The organism is Micromonospora antibiotica, assembly GCF_017599305.1.
Taxonomy (GTDB): Bacteria; Actinomycetota; Actinomycetes; order Mycobacteriales; family Micromonosporaceae; genus Micromonospora; species Micromonospora antibiotica.
Genome location: NZ_JAGFWR010000001.1, coordinates 636,917 through 654,621, shown reverse-complemented (window position 1 = coordinate 654,621; position 17,705 = coordinate 636,917). Strand labels below are relative to the sequence as shown.

At 72.9% G+C, this 17,705-nt stretch carries 12 protein-coding genes; 4 read left to right on the top strand and 8 right to left on the bottom strand.

Features of this window, described 5'->3' with window-relative positions:
* Window positions 1–150: 150 nt before the first annotated feature.
* Window positions 151–486 (top strand): STAS domain-containing protein, encoded by a 336-nt coding sequence (locus JQN83_RS03075; protein ID WP_208565454.1) that lies wholly within the window; start codon window positions 151–153, stop codon window positions 484–486.
* A gap of 81 nt (window positions 487–567) precedes the next feature.
* Here the strand turns inward: JQN83_RS03075 and JQN83_RS03070 are convergent, their stop codons facing one another.
* Both JQN83_RS03070 and JQN83_RS03065 read right to left on the bottom strand, forming a co-directional pair.
* A complete protein-coding gene (locus JQN83_RS03070) occupies window positions 568–2,160 on the bottom strand; it encodes an ABC transporter permease (protein WP_208565453.1) in 1,593 nt (530 codons plus the stop codon).
* On the bottom strand, window positions 2,157–3,101 hold the full coding sequence (locus tag JQN83_RS03065; protein WP_208565452.1) for an ABC transporter ATP-binding protein: 945 nt from the start codon (window positions 3,099–3,101) through the stop codon (window positions 2,157–2,159). The genes JQN83_RS03070 and JQN83_RS03065 overlap by 4 nt, the downstream gene beginning before the upstream one ends.
* 95 nt (window positions 3,102–3,196) lie before the next feature.
* On the opposite strand from JQN83_RS03065, the gene JQN83_RS03060 reads away from it, so the two are divergent.
* On the top strand, window positions 3,197–3,703 hold the full coding sequence (locus JQN83_RS03060; protein ID WP_208565451.1) for a GbsR/MarR family transcriptional regulator: 507 nt from the start codon (window positions 3,197–3,199) through the stop codon (window positions 3,701–3,703).
* Window positions 3,704–3,811: 108 nt separating this feature from the next.
* Here the strand turns inward: JQN83_RS03060 and JQN83_RS03055 are convergent, their stop codons facing one another.
* Window positions 3,812–4,369, bottom strand: coding sequence for a response regulator (locus JQN83_RS03055; RefSeq protein WP_208565450.1), 558 nt, complete (start codon window positions 4,367–4,369; stop codon window positions 3,812–3,814).
* Window positions 4,366–8,730 (bottom strand): HAMP domain-containing protein, encoded by a 4,365-nt coding sequence (locus JQN83_RS03050; RefSeq protein ID WP_208565449.1) that lies wholly within the window; start codon window positions 8,728–8,730, stop codon window positions 4,366–4,368. Before JQN83_RS03050 ends, JQN83_RS03055 begins: the two co-directional genes overlap by 4 nt.
* A gap of 322 nt (window positions 8,731–9,052) precedes the next feature.
* Between JQN83_RS03050 and JQN83_RS03045 the strand changes: the two genes are divergently transcribed.
* On the top strand, window positions 9,053–11,119 hold the full coding sequence (locus JQN83_RS03045; RefSeq protein ID WP_208565448.1) for a SpoIIE family protein phosphatase: 2,067 nt from the start codon (window positions 9,053–9,055) through the stop codon (window positions 11,117–11,119).
* A gap of 64 nt (window positions 11,120–11,183) precedes the next feature.
* On the opposite strand, the gene JQN83_RS03040 is transcribed toward JQN83_RS03045, so the two are convergent.
* Window positions 11,184–12,611 (bottom strand): FAD-binding oxidoreductase, encoded by a 1,428-nt coding sequence (locus tag JQN83_RS03040; RefSeq protein WP_244251568.1) that lies wholly within the window; start codon window positions 12,609–12,611, stop codon window positions 11,184–11,186.
* Between the two features lie 83 nt (window positions 12,612–12,694).
* Between JQN83_RS03040 and JQN83_RS03035 the strand changes: the two genes are divergently transcribed.
* On the top strand, window positions 12,695–14,791 hold the full coding sequence (locus JQN83_RS03035; RefSeq protein ID WP_208565446.1) for a S9 family peptidase: 2,097 nt from the start codon (window positions 12,695–12,697) through the stop codon (window positions 14,789–14,791).
* Between the two features lie 138 nt (window positions 14,792–14,929).
* On the opposite strand, the gene JQN83_RS03030 is transcribed toward JQN83_RS03035, so the two are convergent.
* The 3 genes from JQN83_RS03030 to JQN83_RS03020 are packed head-to-tail and all read right to left on the bottom strand — an operon-like array spanning window position 14,930 to window position 17,696.
* The gene (locus tag JQN83_RS03030) at window positions 14,930–16,441 is read right to left on the bottom strand and encodes an FtsX-like permease family protein (RefSeq protein ID WP_208565445.1); all 1,512 of its coding nucleotides are present in this window, start codon (window positions 16,439–16,441) and stop codon (window positions 14,930–14,932) included.
* Window positions 16,438–17,163: an ABC transporter ATP-binding protein gene (locus JQN83_RS03025; RefSeq protein ID WP_204958605.1), complete on the bottom strand. Its 726-nt coding sequence runs from the start codon at window positions 17,161–17,163 to the stop codon at window positions 16,438–16,440. The genes JQN83_RS03030 and JQN83_RS03025 overlap by 4 nt, the downstream gene beginning before the upstream one ends.
* On the bottom strand, window positions 17,160–17,696 hold the full coding sequence (locus JQN83_RS03020; protein WP_204958604.1) for a PadR family transcriptional regulator: 537 nt from the start codon (window positions 17,694–17,696) through the stop codon (window positions 17,160–17,162). The genes JQN83_RS03025 and JQN83_RS03020 overlap by 4 nt, the downstream gene beginning before the upstream one ends.
* Between the last annotated feature and the right edge of the window lie 9 nt (window positions 17,697–17,705).

Genomic DNA, 17,705 nt, shown 5'->3' with positions numbered 1-17,705 from the left:
GCGCCGGGCGGGGAATCCGCAGCCACCCCGGGGCCGGGTTACCCGGCTCACCCCACCGGAGCCGGTGGGCGGACCTGCCGCTCGCCCGGTGATCGGCACGGCGGATCGTCTCACCGGGCCAGGTTGGTGGGATCGCGCTAGGCTGACGGCGTGGATCGTGCCGAGCTGTCCATCACGGTACACCGGACTGGCGACGAAGTGGTGTTGCGCCTGGCCGGTGAGATCGACATGCTCACCGCCGCCCAACTGTCGACCGTCGTGAACGAGGTGCTCGCCGAGCCTCCGCCGCGCATCGTGCTCGACCTGGCCGGGGTGACCTTCTGCGACTCGCAGGGGCTCGGCACGCTGGTCGTGCTCAGTCGCAAGGCCAGCCACTCCCAGTGCCTGTTGATCCTGAGCAACGTGGGCGACTTCCTGCTGCGCGTCCTCGACATCACCGGCCTGCGTTCCGCCCTGATGATCCGTAACGAGACCCCCTCCGGCTGACCGGTCGGGCCCGCCCCCGGCAAGGGGGCCCGCCGGCCGACGCGTCGTGGCGCGGCCGGCCAGCCGGGAGATGTCGTGCCGTCAGCCGACCGGGATGTCGCGGCGGCGGAAGGACGCGAAGCCGACCGCGCAGAACACCCCGGCCAGCACGGTCAGGGCCAGCAGCGGAGTGACGCTCCAGCCGGCGCGCAACACCTGCGGGGTGTGGGTGAACGGCGACAGGTCCAGCAGCCACTGGCTCAGCTCCAGCACCGCGCCGAGCTGACCGAGCAGCACCACCACCGCGAGCACCGCCCAGGCCGCCGGGGAGAGCCGGGGCAACAGGCCGTACAGCAGCACCGCCAGGCCGGCGAGCACCCAGGCCGCCGGCACCTGCGCCAGGCCGGCACCGAGCATCCGGGGCAGCTGCCCCGGCACGTCACCGATGCTGAGCCCGTAGGTCAGGCCGGCCGCCAGCCCGACCAACGCCAGCACCACCACCGGCCCCAGCAGGACGAACACCAGGTGTGCGGCGAGCCAGGTCGACCGGTGCACCCCGGTGGCCAGCACCGGCTCGGCCCGACCGGCGGCCTCCTCCGACCGCATCCGCAACGCCGCCTGGACGCCGTAGCCGGCGGCGGCCAGCCCGGCCACCCCCAACGACACCCCCAGGTACGCCTCGGCCAGCCCCGACGCGCCACCCAGCCGGGCCATCACCTGCTCCAACGCGGCGTTGCCGGCGACCGACCGGCCGGCCGCCTCGGCCGCGCCACCGACGACCGACCCGAGCAGGAGGAAGCCCACCGACCAGCCCAGCAGCGGCCCCCGGTGCAGCCGCCAGGCCAACCCGAACGGCCCGGACAGCACCCGCCCGGCCCGCACCGGACCCGGCCGCGACGGCAGCACGCCGGCCCCGAGGTCCCGCCGCACCGATACCGGGTACGCCACCACGGCCAGCAGCACGGTCAGCGCGACCGGCAGGGCCAGCACCCACCAGTGCTCCCCCGCGTAGGCGCGGATGCGCGCGGCCCAACCCAGCGGGGAGAGCCAACTCGGCCACCCGTGCTCGGAGGTGTCCCCGACCAGCCGGAGCGTGAACGCCACCCCGAGCACCCCGACGGCGATCCCGCGCGCCCCACCGGCGGTCTGGGTGAGCTGGGCGGCCAACCCGCCCACCGTGGCGAAGACCACCCCCACCAGCGCCGCCGACAGCCCGTACGCCAGCGAGCCGGCAGCCGGCAGCCCGGTGGCGGCCAGCCCGGCGGCGGTGAGCAGGCCGAGCAGCAGACTGGCCGCGTACGTCACCAGCAGCGCGGCGGTGAGCCCGGCGTACCGGCCGAGGACGGTCGCGCCGAGCAGTTCCCGTCGACCGGCCTCCTCCTCGGTGCGGGTGTGCCGGATGACGGTGAGCAGGGCGGCCAGCCCGACGATCACCTGGAGGAAGCCGCCCCGCTGGGCGGTCAACGCGCCGACGCTGTCGCCGTAGACCGGGCCGAGCAGGGCCACCACCGACGGGTTGCGGGCGGTGCCGGTGACGTACGCGGCCCGCTCGGCGGCGGTGGGGAACAGCGCGAAGAAGCTGCCCGCGTAGGACACCGGCAGGACGGTCAGCAGCAGCACCCAGAGCGGGAGGACGATCCGGTCCCGGCGCAGGATCAGCCGGGCCAGGTGACCGGTGCCGGTGAGGGTGCTCATCGCCGTACCCCCGTCGGCTGGTCGCTGCCCGGCGCGGCCGAGACCGGGGCGTCGGGGGCCGGGGTCTCGTAGTGGCGCAGGAACAGCTCCTCCAGCGTCGGCGGCTGGCTGACCAGGCTACGTACCCCGATCTCGGTGAGCCGGCGCAGCGCGGCGTCCAGCGCGACGGTGTCGACGGCGAAGCGGACCCGGTCGCCGTCGACCCGCAGGTCGTGCACGCCGGGCAGGTCGGCCAGGCCGTCGACCGGGCCGGCCAGTTCGGCGTCGATCGCGGTGCGGTGCAGGTGACGCAGCTCGGTCAGGGTGCCGGTCTCGACGTGGCGGCCGTTGCGGATGATCGTCACCCGGTCGCAGAGCGCCTCCACCTCGGCCAGGATGTGGCTGGACAGCAGCACGGTACGGCCGTCGCGGCGGGCCCGGTCGATCCAGTGCTGGAACACCTCCTCCATCAGCGGGTCCAGCCCGGAGGTGGGCTCGTCGAGGATGAGCAGTTCGACGTCGGAGGCGAGCGCGGCGACCAGGCCGACCTTCTGCCGGTTGCCCTTGGAGTAGGTGCGCCCCTTCTTGCGGGGGTCCAGCTCGAACGACGCGAGCAGCTCGGCGCGGCGCTTCGGGTCGAGCCCGCCGCGCATCCGTCCGAGCAGGTCGATCACCTCGCCGCCGGAGAGCTGCGGCCAGAGGGTGACGTCGCCCGGCACGTACGCCAGGCGGCGGTGCAGCGTGACGGCGTCGCGCCACGGGTCACCACCGAGCAGTCGGACGGCCCCCGCGTCCGCCCGCAGCAGCCCGAGCAGGACCCGGATGGCGGTCGACTTGCCGGCGCCGTTCGGGCCGAGGAAGCCGTGCACCTCACCGGCCCGGACGTTCAGGTCGAGCCCGTCGAGGGCCCGGGTGCGGCCGAAGGTCTTCACCAGGCCGGTCACCGCTATCGGAGTTTCCACAATTCGGAAGCTACACTCGTTTCACAAAGTTGTGAAGACTCTGTTCGGTGCGGCACCATCGCCTGAACCGTTCCGAGCCCGAGGAGCAGCGTCCGATGCCTGACGACCGTCGACCCGGCCACGACGACGAGGTCCACCTCTTCGTCGAACGGATGGCGATGGCCTTCGCGGACGTCGGCTTCCCCCGGATGTCCGCCCGGGTGCTGTTCGCCGTGATGAGCGCCGACGGCCCGCTGACCGCCGCCCAGATCGGCGAGCGGCTCGGCGTCAGCGCGGCAGCCGTATCCGGCGCGGTACGCCACCTGACCCAGGTCAGCATGCTGGTCCGCGAACCGGTCCCGCGCTCGCGCCGGGACCACTACCGGCTGCCCGACAACCCCTGGTACGAGGGCACCATCACCAAGACCGGCCTCTACAAGAACTTCATCGACATCGCCGACGCGGGCGTCACCGCGCTGGGCGGCACCGCCACCCCGGGCGGCGAACGGGTGGCCGAGATGCGGGACTTCTTCTATTTCATCCAGGAGGAACTCGACTCGCTCGGCGAACGCTGGCGGGCCCGGCGGGCGACCACCGGCCACGCCGACCCACCCGCCGCCTGACGCTCCGGCGTCGCCCTGTCGGTGGACTGCCCGCAGCGGCATCCGTCGACCGACGCATGACGAGTGCGTCGCTCCGGCGGTCGACGGCGCGGCGGGTCGGTGCGTCGGTCAGGCGGTGTTGCCCCAGCGGGCCTGCTCCAGGATGTCCAGGGCACGCTGCCGGGCCTCCGGGTCGTCCTCGACCCGCAGCAGGGTGGCCGCCGCGTCCACCGCGTCGGTGAGCACCCGCCACTGGGCGTCACGCTCACGCACCACGTCGGACTGCGCCGCCAACTGCCGGGTCTTCACCCACAGCTCCACGAACACCGACACCTTCGCCCGCAACACCCACGGGTCGAACGGCTTGGTCAGGTAGTCCACCGCGCCGACCGCATAGCCGCGCAGCGCCAACTGGGCGTCCTTGTCGGCGGCGGTGAGGAAGATGATCGGCACGTGCCGGGTCCGCTCCCGGCGCTTGATGTGACTGGCCGTCTCGAAGCCGTCCATGTCGGGCATCTGGGCGTCCAGCAGGATGACCGCGAAGTCGTCCACCAGCAGTTGCTTCAGCGCCGCCTCACCGCTCTCCACGGCCACCGACTGCACCGGGAGCCCCTGGAGGATCGCCTCCAGGGCCATCAGGTTCTCCCGACGGTCGTCGACCAGCAGCGCCTTGGCAGTCTGGGTCACGAATTCTCCTTGTCTCGGCTGCCACTGATCCAGGACGCCATCCGCTCGATCAGCCCGTCCAGGTCCACCGGCTTGGTGATGTAATCGCTACCCCCGGCCGCCAGCGCCGACTCCCGGTCGCCGGGCATCGCCTTCGCGGTGAGGAAGACGATCGGCAGGTCCGCGAAGCGGTGGTTCCGGCGGATCTGCCGGGTCGTCTCGTAACCGTCCTGGTCGGGCATCATGGCGTCCATCAGCACGATGTCCACCTCCGGATGCTCGGCCAGCACGCGAACCCCGTCCGCGCCGTTGTCCGAGTACAGCACGGTCATCCCGTGCAGTTCCAACGCGCTGGTCAACGCGAACACGTTGCGTACGTCGTCGTCGACGATCAGTACCGTCGCGCCGTCCAACTGCCGGGTGGCCGGGGCCTCCGGCGCCGGCAGCAACTCCATCGGCGGCATCAGCAGCGACGCCGGCAGGCCCGCACGCTCCGGCGACGGTGACTGCGGCGCCACCACCGCGTCCGGCGCCAGCACATCCGGTACGAAGAGGGTGAACGTCGAACCCTGCCCCGGCGCGGAGGTCACGGTGATCGTGCCGCCGATCAGCCGGGCCAGGTCCCGACTGATCGACAGGCCCAGCCCGGTGCCGCCGTACCGTCGGCTGGTGGTGCCGTCGGCCTGCTGGAACGCCTCGAAGATGATGCTCAGCTTGTCGTCGGAGATGCCGATGCCGGTGTCGATCACGGTGAAGGCGATCACCTGGCGGGCGTTGGTCAACGCCGGCACGTCGAAGACCGCGTTCTCCGCCGCCGGGGCGATCCGCAGGGTGACCGCGCCGTTGTCGGTGAACTTCACCGCGTTGGAGAGCATGTTGCGCAGGATCTGCTGCAACCGTTGGGCGTCGGTCACCAGGGCCGGCGGCAACTCCTTGGCCACCCGCACCTGGAAGTCGAGGTTCTTGTCCTCCGCCTGCGGGGCGAACGCCTGCTCCACGTAGTTGCGGATCTCGGCGAACCGGATCTCCGTCGGCTCGACGTCCATCCGACCGGCTTCGATCTTGGACAGGTCCAGGATGTCGTCGATCAGGCGCAGCAGGTCCGAGCCGGAGCCGTGGATCGTCCGGGCGAACTCGATCTGCTTCGGGGTGAGGTTGCGTTCCGAGTTCTCCACCAGCAACCGGGCCAGCAGCAGCAGCGAGTTCAGCGGGGTACGCAGCTCGTGGCTCATGTTCGCCAGGAACTCCGACTTGTACGCCGACGCCCGGGTGAGCTGCTGCGCCTTCTCCTCCAGGCCGAGCCGGGCCAGCTCGATCTCCCGGTTCTTGGTCTCGATGTTGCCCTTCTGCTCACTGAGCAGCTTCGCCTTGTCCTCCAACTCGGCGTTGGTGCGCTGCAACTCCGCCGACTGGTCCTGCAACTCCAACGCCAGCCGCTGCGACTGGGCCAGCAACTCCTCCGTACGCCGGTTGGCCTGGATGGTGTTGACCGCGACACCGATGGTGAGCACCAGCCGCTCCAGGAACGCCAGGTGCAGCTCCGAGAAGCGGGCCACGCTGGCGAACTCGATCACCCCGAGCAGCTCCCCCTCGAACAGGATCGGCAGCACCACCAGGTCGGACGGGAGCGTCTCGGCCAGCCCCGACCGCAGGGTGATCCGCCCGTCGGGCAGCGCGTTGAGCCGGATCGTCCGGCGGGAGAGCGCCGCCTGACCGACCAGCCCCTCACCGGGCCCGAACGTGACGTCGTGCCCCCGCGCCACATACCCGTACGACGCGGTCAGCCGCAGCCGCATCACCCCGTCGGAGGTGTCCGCCAGGAAGAACGCGCCGAGCTGCGCGTCGACCAGCGGGGTCACCTCCATCATGATCATGCGGCAGACCTCGCCCAGGTCCCGCTGGCCCTGGAGCAGGCCACCGATGCGGGCCAGGTTGGAGTCGAGCCAGCCCTGCTCGGCGTTCTTCTTGGTCGTCTCCCGGAGGGTGACGATCATCTGGTTGATGTTGTCCTTCAGCTCGGCGACCTCGCCCTGCGCCTTGACCGCGATCCGCTGGGTGAGGTCGCCCCGGGTCACCGACGTGGAGACCTGGGAGATCGCCCGGAGCTGGGTGGTCAGGGTCGAGGCGAGCTGGTTCACGTTCTCGGTGAGGTCCCGCCAGGTGCCGCTCACGCCCTTGACCTGGGCCTGACCGCCCAGCTTGCCCTCGATGCCGACCTCGCGACCCACCCGGGTCACCTCGTCGGCGAACGAGCTGAGCTGGTCGACCATCGTGTTCACGGTGTTCTTCAGCTCCAGGATCTCGCCCTGCGCGTCGACCGTGATCTTCTGACCGAGGTCGCCCTTGGCGACCGCCGTGGTCACCGAGGCGATGTTGCGCACCTGGGACGTCAGGTTGGACGCCATCGAGTTCACGTTGTCGGTGAGATCGCGCCAGGTGCCCGAGACACCCTTGACCTGCGCCTGCCCGCCGAGCTTGCCCTCGGTGCCCACCTCACGGGCCACCCGGGTCACCTCGTCGGCAAACGAGCTGAGCTGGTCCACCATCGTGTTGACGGTGTTCTTCAGCTCCAGGATCTCGCCCTGCGCGTCCACCGTGATCTTCTGCGACAGGTCACCCTTCGCCACCGCCGTGGAGACCTGCGCGATGTTACGCACCTGACTGGTCAGGTTCGACGCCATCGAGTTCACGTTGTCGGTGAGATCCCGCCAGGTGCCGGCGACCCCGCGTACCTGGGCCTGCCCGCCGAGCTTGCCCTCGGTGCCCACCTCCCGGGCCACCCGGGTCACCTCGTCGGCGAACGACGACAACTGGTCCACCATCGTGTTGACCGTGGACTTCAGCTCCAGGATCTCACCCCGGGCATCCACGGTGATCTTCTGACTCAGGTCGCCCTTCGCCACCGCCGTGGTCACCGAGGCGATGTTGCGCACCTGGGACGTCAGGTTGGACGCCATCGAGTTCACGTTGTCGGTCAGGTCGCGCCAGGTGCCGGAGACGCCCTTCACCTGCGCCTGACCGCCCAGTTTGCCCTCGGTGCCCACCTCGCGGGCCACCCGGGTCACCTCGTCGGCGAACGACGACAACTGGTCGACCATCGTGTTGACGGTGTTCTTCAGCTCCAGGATCTCGCCCTGCGCGTCCACCGTGATCTTCTGCGACAGGTCACCCTTGGCCACCGCCGTGGAGACCTGGGAGATGTTGCGGACCTGGCTGGTCAGGTTGCCGGCGAGCTGGTTGACGTTCTCCGTCAGGTCCCGCCAGGTGCCGGAGACCCCGCGTACCTGGGCCTGGCCACCGAGCTTGCCCTCGATGCCGACCTCGCGGGCCACCCGGGTCACCTCGTCGGCGAACGACGACAACTGGTCCACCATCGTGTTCACGGTGTCCTTCAGCTCCAGGATCTCGCCCTGCGCCGCCACGGTGATCTTCTGGCTCAGGTCACCCCGGGCCACCGCCGTGGAGACCTGCGCGATGTTACGCACCTGAGAGGTCAGGTTCGACGCCATCGAGTTGACGCTGTCGGTGAGGTCCTTCCAGGTGCCCGCGACGTTCGGCACGTCGGCCTGCCCACCGAGCTTGCCCTCGGTGCCCACCTCCCGCGCCACCCGGGTCACCTGCTCGGCGAACAGGCGCAACGTGTCGGTCAGCGAGTTCATCGTGTCGGCCAGCTCGGCGACCTCGCCGCGCGCCCCGACCGTGATCTTCTGCGACAGGTCACCCCGGGCCACCGCCGTCGCCACCTGCGAGATCGACCGCACCTGACCGGTCAGGTTCGACGCCATGGTGTTCACCGAGTCGGTGAGGTCCTTCCAGGTGCCGGCGGCACCCCGCACGTCCGCCTGACCACCCAACTTGCCCTCGGTGCCCACCTCCCGGGCCACCCGGGTCACCTCGTTGGAGAACGACGAGAGCTGCCCGACCATCGTGTTGACCGTCCGGCCGATCCGCAGGTACTCACCGCGCAGCGGGCGACCGTCGATCTCCAACTCCATGTGCTGGGAGAGGTCACCGTCGGCCACCGCCATGATCACCCGGGCGATCTCGGTGGTCGGCCGGCCCAGGTCGTCGATCAGCGAGTTGACCGCCCGCTGGCCCTCCGCCCAGGAGCCGTCCAGGCCCTCCTCGTCGAGGCGCTCGGTCAGCCGGCCGTCCCGGCCCACCACCCGACTGATCCGGCGCAGGTCCAGGTGCTGCCGTTCCTGGAGCGACACCACCTCGTTGAAGGCGTCCGCCACCTCACCGGCCGCACCCGCACGCCGGGGCAGCCGCACCTTGAAGTCACCCCGGCCGACCCGCCGCAGCGCCTCCGACAGCTCACCGAGGAGCGCGTCATGCTCGGAAGCGGACACGTCCGCCGTCACCGACTGTTTCGCGGTCATCTTTCCTCGCTCAGCTCGGAGGGTCCCCGGCGTGCCGACACGCCGACTTTCCCTCATTGTGCCCGCGTCCGGACCCGGGCAGCGGACACGACGTGCCCGACATGTCCCTGCCGGTGCCACCACCGCCCCGACAGCGACACCGCAGGCGGGACGCGGTCCCGGCACCCGGCCCGACCCCGCCACCACCACAGGTCGACACGTAGCCGTTGGTCGCCGACCCGCACCCGACGACGGGGTGTCGTCAACCTGCCGATCGGTGCGACAGGTGTGACGGTGCGTGGTGCGGCTTGGCACCCGGGCGGTCGCGGTAGAGGATACGGGGGTGTCAACGGAGCCGGGGGCCGGGACAGACGCGGGACGGGACGAGCACGTCCGGCGCGTCCGACTGCCCGCCGACCGGCGCACCCCGGCCGCCGCCCGCGCCGTCGTCCGCTCCGTGCTCGCCGAGGCGGACCTCGACGAACTGCTCAACGAGGCACTGCTGCTCACCACCGAACTGTCCACCAACGCCGTCGAGCACGCCCGCACCGAACTGGACATCGAGGTCGTCGCCGACCGGATCGGCCTGACCGTCACCGTCTCCGACTTCGCCGCAGGGCCGGTCGACGAGCTGATCGTCGGCAGCCGCAACGACACCGACGAGATCGGCGAGGTCTCCGCCCGGGGGCGCGGGCTGCTGCTCGTCGACCACTTCGCCAGCCGCTGGGGCACCACCTACCTGCCCACCGGCAAAGGGGTGTGGTTCCGGCTGGACCGCCATGGCGACCACAGCGACGGGCCGCTGTCCCCGTACCCGCCACCCGGGCAGGCCGAGAGCGACCTGGCGACCACCGCACCGAGCGCCGCAGCGATGAGCGAACTGACCCAGACCAGGCCCGACCCGTACGCCGACGAACCGCTGCCCGAGTTCGCCACCGACCTGCTCACCCGGGTCGCCGAGATGGTGGGCGCGGCCGGCGGGGTGATCCGGCTCGACCGGGGCGAGGGAGAGGGCCCGCAGGTGCTGGCCCGGTACGGCCGCCAGCCGCGCGCCGGCAACGAGCTGCTCCGGGTGCCGCTGGCGGTGCACCGACCGTACGGTGGGGAGTTGGAGCTGGACGCCGCACCGTCGGCGTACGCCCGGCCGTTGGCCGTACTCGCCGCCGAACGGCTCTCGCTGCACCTGGAGAACGACCGGCTGCGCCGCGCCGACGTCCGCCGCTCGGCCTGGCTGACCTTCCTCGCCGAGGCCAGCGAACTGCTCGCCCAGTCGCTCGACGTGGACCTGACCATGGCGCTGATCCCGCAACTGGTGGTGCCCCGGCTCGGCCAGTGGTGCGCGGTGCACACCACCGACGAGTGGGGCCGGCTCAAGCTGGCCGCGTGCAGCCACGCCGACGAGTCGGTCCTGCCCCAACTGCACAAGGTGCTCCAGGAATCCGGTCCGGACTCGGTCCAGGCCCGGCTGCGCGAGGCGTCGCGCACCGGGTCCCAGGTGCCGCTCGGTGGGCCGATGGAGGGCTTCGCCGTGCCGCTGGTCGCCCGCAGCCAGAAGCTCGGCACCCTGGCCGTGGGCCGGCACCAGCGGCACCGGCACGACGCCGACGAGGTGGCGGTGCTGGAGGACGTGGCCCGGCGGGCCGGCCTCGCCATCGAGAACGCCCGGATCCACGCCGAACGGCGTCGGGTGGCGCAGACCCTCCAACAGTCGCTGCTGCCGCCGGTGCTCCCGGTCGTCGAGGGCGTTGGCTTCGCCGCCGAGTACGTCCCGACCGGGGACGAGGCCGAGGTCGGCGGCGACTTCTACGACGTGGTGCCGCTGCCGGACGGGCGCTGGCTGGTGGTGGTCGGCGACGTGTCCGGCAAGGGGGTGCAGGCGGCGGCGGTGACCGGGCTGGTCCGGGACGTGATCCGGGTGCTCGTCGGGGACGGCAAGCCGCTGCCCGAGGTGCTGGCCCGGCTCAACGACACGCTTGTCGAGCGCGGCGGGGGACGCTACTGCACGCTGGCCCTGGCGGCGGTCGGGCCGGACGACGGCGACGGGCTCGACGTCTCGCTGCACCTGGCCGGGCACGACCGACCGGTGCTGTTGCACGGTCCCGGCGGGGCGAACTTCGTCGGGACCGGTGGAACCGCGCTCGGCCTGCTCGACTCGATCACCTCACCGGCGGAGGAGATCCTGCTCGCGCCGGGCGATGCGCTGATCTTCTATACCGACGGGGTGACCGAGCGGCGACGCGGCCGGGAACTCTTCGGCACCGAGCGGCTCCGGGAGGCCGCCGCGCCGCTGGCCGGCTACTCCGCCGACGTGGTCGCGGCGCGACTGCGGGCCACCGCGATCAACTTTTCGGTCGAGTCACCCCGCGACGACATCGCCATCCTGGTGCTGCGCAACGACGCCCTCTCCTGATCCACCCCCGATCCCCTCGACACTCAGAGGCCGCCAGGGCTGGTCAGAGGTCGCCGGGGGTTGATCAGAGGCCGCCGGGGAGGCGGCCGGGGGCGAGCCGGCGGTGCGGGTCGAGGTGCTCCTTCGCCTCCCGCAGCCGGGGGATCACCGCCGCCTCACCCCAAACGTCGACCTCACGGCGGACCGCAGCGGGAGCGGCGACCACCACGCACCGGCCCCGGCGGGCGAGCAACACCCCCCGGACGGCGGCCAGGATGCCGGCCACCCGGTCGACGGGGAACGATCCGGGCAGCGCGGCGTGCACCACACCCGCACCGGCGCAGCCGCGTACCGACAGGGGTGTGCCGGCGGCGTCGCGCAACGCGTAGACGGCGGCGTGCAGATCCTTGGTCGGGGCCTCGACCCGCAACGCGGTGTCGCCCGGGGCGAACGGGTAGCGCCCCCACCAGGCCGGGGCGAACGGGGCGACGCTCGCCGCGCCACCGAGCACGGCCAACAGGCGGTCGGCCCGCTCGGCCACCTCGGACCGGTCACCCTCCAGCAGGATCGCCAGCTCACCGGCGCTGCCCCGGGCGGGCGGCGGATCGGCCCGCCGGCCGGACATCGCGGGATGGTTGGCCCGGGCCGCCGCCTCGGCGGCGGACATCGGTCGACCGGGCGGCCCCGACGTCGCGCCCGCCGCCGGGGCGGCGACCGGGCGCGGTGGGGACCCGGTGGCCGGCAGGTCCAGCTCGACGGCCGCCGGGTCGAGGTCGGCGGCGAACACCGCCCGGACCAGGTCGTGCACCTCCAGCGGGCTCCACACCGGCCGGGACACCCAGACCTGGCTCGCCGGCAGCGCCTGCGCGTGCAGCGTCGCCGAGACGAGCACGCCCAGCCCGCCCTGCGAACCGCAGAGCAACCGGCCCAGGTCGAGACCGACGGGTGCGCTCACCCCGGACAGCTCCGCGGCGCTGCGGCCGGCACTGACCAGCTCACCGTCGGCGTCCAACCACCGCAGGCCGACGAGCTGCGCACAGGGGGTGCCGTGCCGGTGCCGCAGCGGACCGGACTCGTCGGCGGCGAGCACCCCACCGAGGGTGGCACCGGGGGACGGCGGGTCGAGGGCCAGCCGACGGCCGGCGCGTTCCAGGGTGGCCTGCACCGCCCGCAGCGGGGTGCCGGCACCCACCTCGACCACCGGGGAGGCCGCCGGCTGGTGGCCGACCCCGGCGAGCCGGCCGGTGTCGAGCATGATGTCGACCCGGGCCGGCGCGGCACCCCAGTCGATCTTCGTGCCCGCGCCCCGGGGCACCACCGACAGGTCGTGCCGGGCGGCGAGCCGCAGCACCTCGGCCGCCGCCCGGGGCCCACCCGGGACGGCCACCCACCGGGCGAGCCGGCCGGCGACCTCGTCCGCCGCGCCCGCGAACCGGGCGAAGGAGGGACCGCAGATCCCGGCCAACCGGCGGGTGATCTCCGCTGCACCGCTCGAACCCGCTGGCGTCGACATGACAGTCATCGTACACATGTTCTAAAGAGGTGGGTGGTGGTTCGACCGCGCCGCGCAGCGCGACGGGCCGGTAACGTGGCGGCGTGACCACCGAGACCACCCCGCCCGTCGCCCGACAGGTCCGCGCGGAGCGCACCCACCACGGCGACACCGTCGTCGACGAGTACGCCTGGCTGGCCGCCAAGGACGACCCGGCGACCATCGCCCACCTGACCGCCGAGAACGCCTACACCGAGCAGCGCACCGCGCACCTGGAAGCGTTACGCGGCACGCTGTTCGCCGAGACGAAGCAGCGCACCCAGGAGACCGACCTGTCGGTGCCCACCCGCAAGGGCGGCCACTGGTACTACACCCGCACGATCGAGGGCCAGCAGTACGGCGTGCACTGCCGCCGCGCGGTCCGCGACGACGAGACCGACCCGCCGGTCAGCGCGGACGGCGCCCCGCTCGACGGCGAAGAGGTGCTGCTCGACGGCAACCAGCTCGCCGAAGGGCACGACTTCTTCTCCCTCGGCGCGTTCGACGTCAGCCCCGACGGGCGGTGGCTGGCCTACTCGACGGACTTCTCCGGCGACGAACGCTTCACCCTGCGGATCAAGGACCTGAGCACCGGCGAACTGCTCGGCGACGAGGTGCCCGACACCTTCTACGGCACCGCCTGGTCGGCCGACGCGACCGTGCTGTTCTACATCACCGTCGACGAGGCGTGGCGACCCAACCGGGTGTGGCGGCACACCGTCGGCACCCCGTCGGGCGAGGACGTGGTGGTACATCTGGAGGAGGACGAGCGGTTCTGGGTGGGCGTCGAGCTGACCCGATCCGAGCGGTTCGTGCTGATCGACAGCACCAGCAAGGTCACCAGCGAGGTACGGGTCATCCCGGCCGACAACCCGACCGGCGAGCCGGCGGTGATCGCCCCGCGCCGGCAGGGCGTCGAATACAGCGTCGAGCACCACGGCCACCGGTTCCTGATCCTGCACAACGACGGCGCGGAGGACTTCGCGCTGGCGTACACCTCGGCGGACGCCCCCGGCGACTGGGTGCCGCTGATCCCGCACAGCCCCGGCACCCGGCTGGAGTCGGTCGACGCGTTCGCCGACCACCTGGTCGTCTCGCTGCGCAGCAACGGGCTGACCGGGCTGCGGGTGCTCCCCGTCGGCGGCGGCGACGGCCACGACATCGAGTTCCCCGAGCCGATCCACAGCGTCGGGCTGGACGCCAACCCGGAATACCGCACCCGGCAGCTGCGGTTCCGCTACACCTCGCTGGTCACCCCCGACTCGGTCTACGACTACGACCTGGTCACCCGGGAACTGACGCTGCGTCGCCGCAAGCCGGTGCTCCCCGGGCCGGACGGCCGCGCGTACGACCCGGCCGACTACGAGCAGCACCGCGAGTGGGCGCTCGCCGACGACGGCACCCGGGTGCCCATCTCGCTGGTCTGCCACCGGGACACCCCACGCGACGGCTCCGCCCCCGCCGTGATCTACGGGTACGGCTCGTACGAGGCCAGCATGGACCCATGGTTCTCGGTCGCCCGGCTCAGCCTGCTCGACCGGGGCGTCGTCTTCGCCGTGGCGCACATCCGGGGCGGCGGTGAACTGGGCCGCCGCTGGTACGACGAGGGCAAGATGCTGGCCAAGAAGAACACCTTCACCGACTTCGTGGCCTGCGCCCGGCACCTGGTCAAGGCCGGCTGGACGGCGGCCGACCGACTGGTCGCCCGGGGCGCCTCGGCCGGTGGCCTGCTGATGGGCGCGGTCGCCAACATCGCCCCGGACGCGTTCACCGGGATCGTGGCGCAGGTGCCCTTCGTGGACGCGCTCACCTCGATCCTCGACCCGTCGCTGCCGTTGACCGTCACCGAGTGGGAGGAGTGGGGCAACCCGCTCGCCGACCCGGAGGTGTACGCGTACATGAAGTCGTACACCCCGTACGAGAACGTCACCGCCGCCGACTACCCGGCGATCCTGGCGGTGACCAGCCTCAACGACACCCGGGTGCTCTACCACGAGCCGGCCAAGTGGATCGCCCGGCTGCGGGCGGTGGCCCCGCAGGGCGACTACCTGCTCAAGACGGAGATGGGTGCCGGCCACGGTGGCCCCAGCGGCCGGTACGACGCCTGGCGTGAGGAGGCGTTCATCAACGCCTGGATCCTCGACCGGCTGGGCCGCGCCTGACCGCCGCCACCGGTCCCCGCCGGGCCGGGGCGGGTCCCCGGGCCGGCCGGGGGCCGGCAGCGCTCGGCGGGCCGGCAACGCTCGGCGGGCCGGCCCGGGACCGGCGGGCGGTTGCCGCTGCGCACCGGCTGATCGCGGTCAGCCGGTGCGGAGTTCCTCGACGGCGGTGCTCATCCGCAGGAAGAGCAGGCCGACACCGACCGTGACCAGCACGGCGACCAGGGCACCCGCACCGACCCAGGCGAGTTGCGCCCACGGCAGCTCGGGTGTCACCACGACCTCGGGCACCCACACGGTGCGCAGGACCGACGGGTCGGCGCACCGGACGGCGTCGCCCGTGCACACCTGGAAGGAGTGCGCCCCGTAGGTGCGTGGGCGGCCCGCGACGCCCCAGATGAGCAGCAGGCCACTGGCGAGCGCCAATACGATGGCCGGCACCGCCGGGGCCAGCGCCTGCCAGCCGACGGAACGGCCGATGACGCTGCGGGGGACCCCGGAGGCGACCAGCGCCGCATACGTCCGGCGGCGGGCGACGATCCCCTCGACCAGGGCGACGACCAGGCCACCGGCGGCCAGCGCCACGGCCAGCTGGGCGGCCCGGTCGACCAGGTCCATCGTGTTCAGGTAGAAGTCTTCACCGCCGGCCAGGCCCTGGCCGGTGGCCCGGTTCGCCGCCATGTCGGCGATCATCGAGGCCCGGAGCCCGGCCGCACCCGCCCCCACGATCACCGCCGCCAGCAGGGCGGCCAGGGTCCGGCTGCCGGCCCACGGGTCGGCGGTCAACCGACGGGCGGCCAGCAGCACGGCCGCCCCGCGACCCCACCGGTGCAGCAACCGCCCGGCCGTGTACGACAGCCAGCCGGTGCCGACCACCACCCCGACCAGCGCGGCCAGCGCACCGCCGGCCATCAGCGCCGGCTCCAGCAGCGCCGGTGGGTCCTGAGCACGGTCGGCGTACCACCTGTTGATCGGGGCGAGCAGGCCGAACGCGGTCGGCCCGGCCAGGATCAGCAGCCCGGCCCACGGCCTCGGGGCACGTTCCCGGCGGGTCCGCCGGACCACGCCGAGCGGGGTCGCGGTGACCCGGCGCAGCAGGACGACACCGACCAGCCCGGCCAGCACCGGCAGGCCGAGCACCACCGCCGCGATCACCGGCGGCGACGGCAGCACGTCGGTGGGCAGCGGCAGCAGCCCCCGGGCGTCGGGCCGGTGCAGCAGCACCCGGCCCACCAGGTACGTCCCCAGCCCGGCCAGGGTGCCGAGCAGGCTGGCCAGCCCGGCCTCCACCGCGACCAGCCCGGTCACCTGCCCGGGGGTGGCCCCGGCCAGCCGGAACCCGGCGAGTCGCCGGTCCCGGGCCGGGGCGCCGAGCCGCACGCACTGCCCGGCCAGGGCGAGCACCGGCACGGCGAGCAGCAGCAACGCGACCGCCGTGCCGCCGCGCAGGCCCGGCTCGCGTAGCAGCGCGTTGGTGTACTGCTCGGAGTTGTTGCTGCCCCGTCCGCCGGGTGGGGTCGGGATGGCCAGCACGGTGAGGGCGGCCAGCCCGGCGAGGCTGGCCAGGGCGGCGCTGAGCGCGGTGAGCACGACCCGGACGGTGTCGGTGCGGTTGCCGGCCAGGGCGAGCCGCAGCGCGACGCCCGGCCTCACCGGGGGTCCGTGCCGGGGCCGGCCGCCGGGAGCGGGACGAGGGTTTCGTCCAGGCCGAGGCCCGTCGGGTCGACCACGCCGTCGCGGAGCATCACCTCGCGGTCGGCGTACGCGGCGATCCGGGGTTCGTGGGTGACCAGGACGATGGTGGTGCCCTGTTCCCGGGCAAGCTGGACGAGCTGGGTGAGGACCTCCTCGCCGCTGAGCGTGTCGAGGGCACCGGTCGGCTCGTCGGCGAAGATCACCCGGGGCCCGGTGACCAGGGCGCGGGCGGTGGCGCAGCGTTGCTGCTGCCCACCGGACATCGCGCCGGGGCGCACGTCGGCGAGGTGCCCGACGCCGAAGCGGTCCAGCCATTCGCCCGCCGCCCGCCCTGCTTCTCGCCGCCCCGTGCCGGCGAGGAGCAGGGGCAGGGCGACGTTCTCCGCCGCGGTCAACTCGGGGACGAGCTGACCGAACTGGAACAACACCCCGAACTCGGTACGGCGCAGCCGGGACCGCGCCGCCTCGGGCCAGGTGTCGATCCGCTCGCCGTTCCAGCGCACCGCCCCCTCGTCGGGGCGCAGGATGCCGGCGAGGCAGTGCAGCAGGGTGGACTTGCCGCAGCCGCTGGGTCCGGTCACGGCGACGATCTCGCCGTCGGCGACGTCGAGGCTGACGCCGCGCAGGGCCGGTGTCGGGCCGTACGACCGGACCACGTCGCGGGCCTGGAGTCGGCTCACGGGTGCACCTCCCGGTGCCAGTCGGCGACGCGGGCCAGGGTGGTGCGCAGCCACCTCAGGTCGGCGTCGAGGTGAGCGACGGCGTAGTCGACGGCGACGACGTCATCGAGGGTGGTCGAGGGTGCCGTCTTGACGGCGGTGAGTTCGCGCAGCCGGTCGGTGTGCGCCCGCGCCTGGGCGATCAGGTAGGACCGGGCCGCGTTGAGGTCGGCGACCAGCAACGCCACCGCGACCTTGGTGAACAGCGCGCTGGTGACGTACGGCATGGGTGGCTCGACGGCGGCGAGCCAGCCGGCGAGCGCGGCCCGGCCCTGGTCGGTGAGCGCGTAGGCGGTCCGGTCGGGGCCGGCCTCGCGTTCCTGACCGGCGGTGACCACCAGGCCGTCCCGTTGCAGGCGCCCCAGGGTGGCGTAGACCTGGCCGAAGGCGAGCGGCTTGGCCCGGGGCAGCCGGGTGTCGTGGGCGCGCTTCAGCTCGTAGCCGTGCCGGTTGCCGGCGGCCAGCAACCCGAGCAGCACGTGCGACGTGGACACCCGGCCAAC

Bases quoted from the DNA above. Each gene is read 5' to 3' on its own strand.
- JQN83_RS03040 (WP_244251568.1), bottom strand. From the start codon at position 12,611: ATGTCGACGCCAGCGGGTTCGAGCGGTGCAGCGGAGATCACCCGCCGG.
- JQN83_RS03050 (WP_208565449.1), bottom strand. From the start codon at position 8,730: ATGACCGCGAAACAGTCGGTGACGGCGGACGTGTCCGCTTCCGAGCAT.
- JQN83_RS03070 (WP_208565453.1), bottom strand. From the start codon at position 2,160: ATGAGCACCCTCACCGGCACCGGTCACCTGGCCCGGCTGATCCTGCGC.
- JQN83_RS03060 (WP_208565451.1), top strand. From the start codon at position 3,197: ATGCCTGACGACCGTCGACCCGGCCACGACGACGAGGTCCACCTCTTC.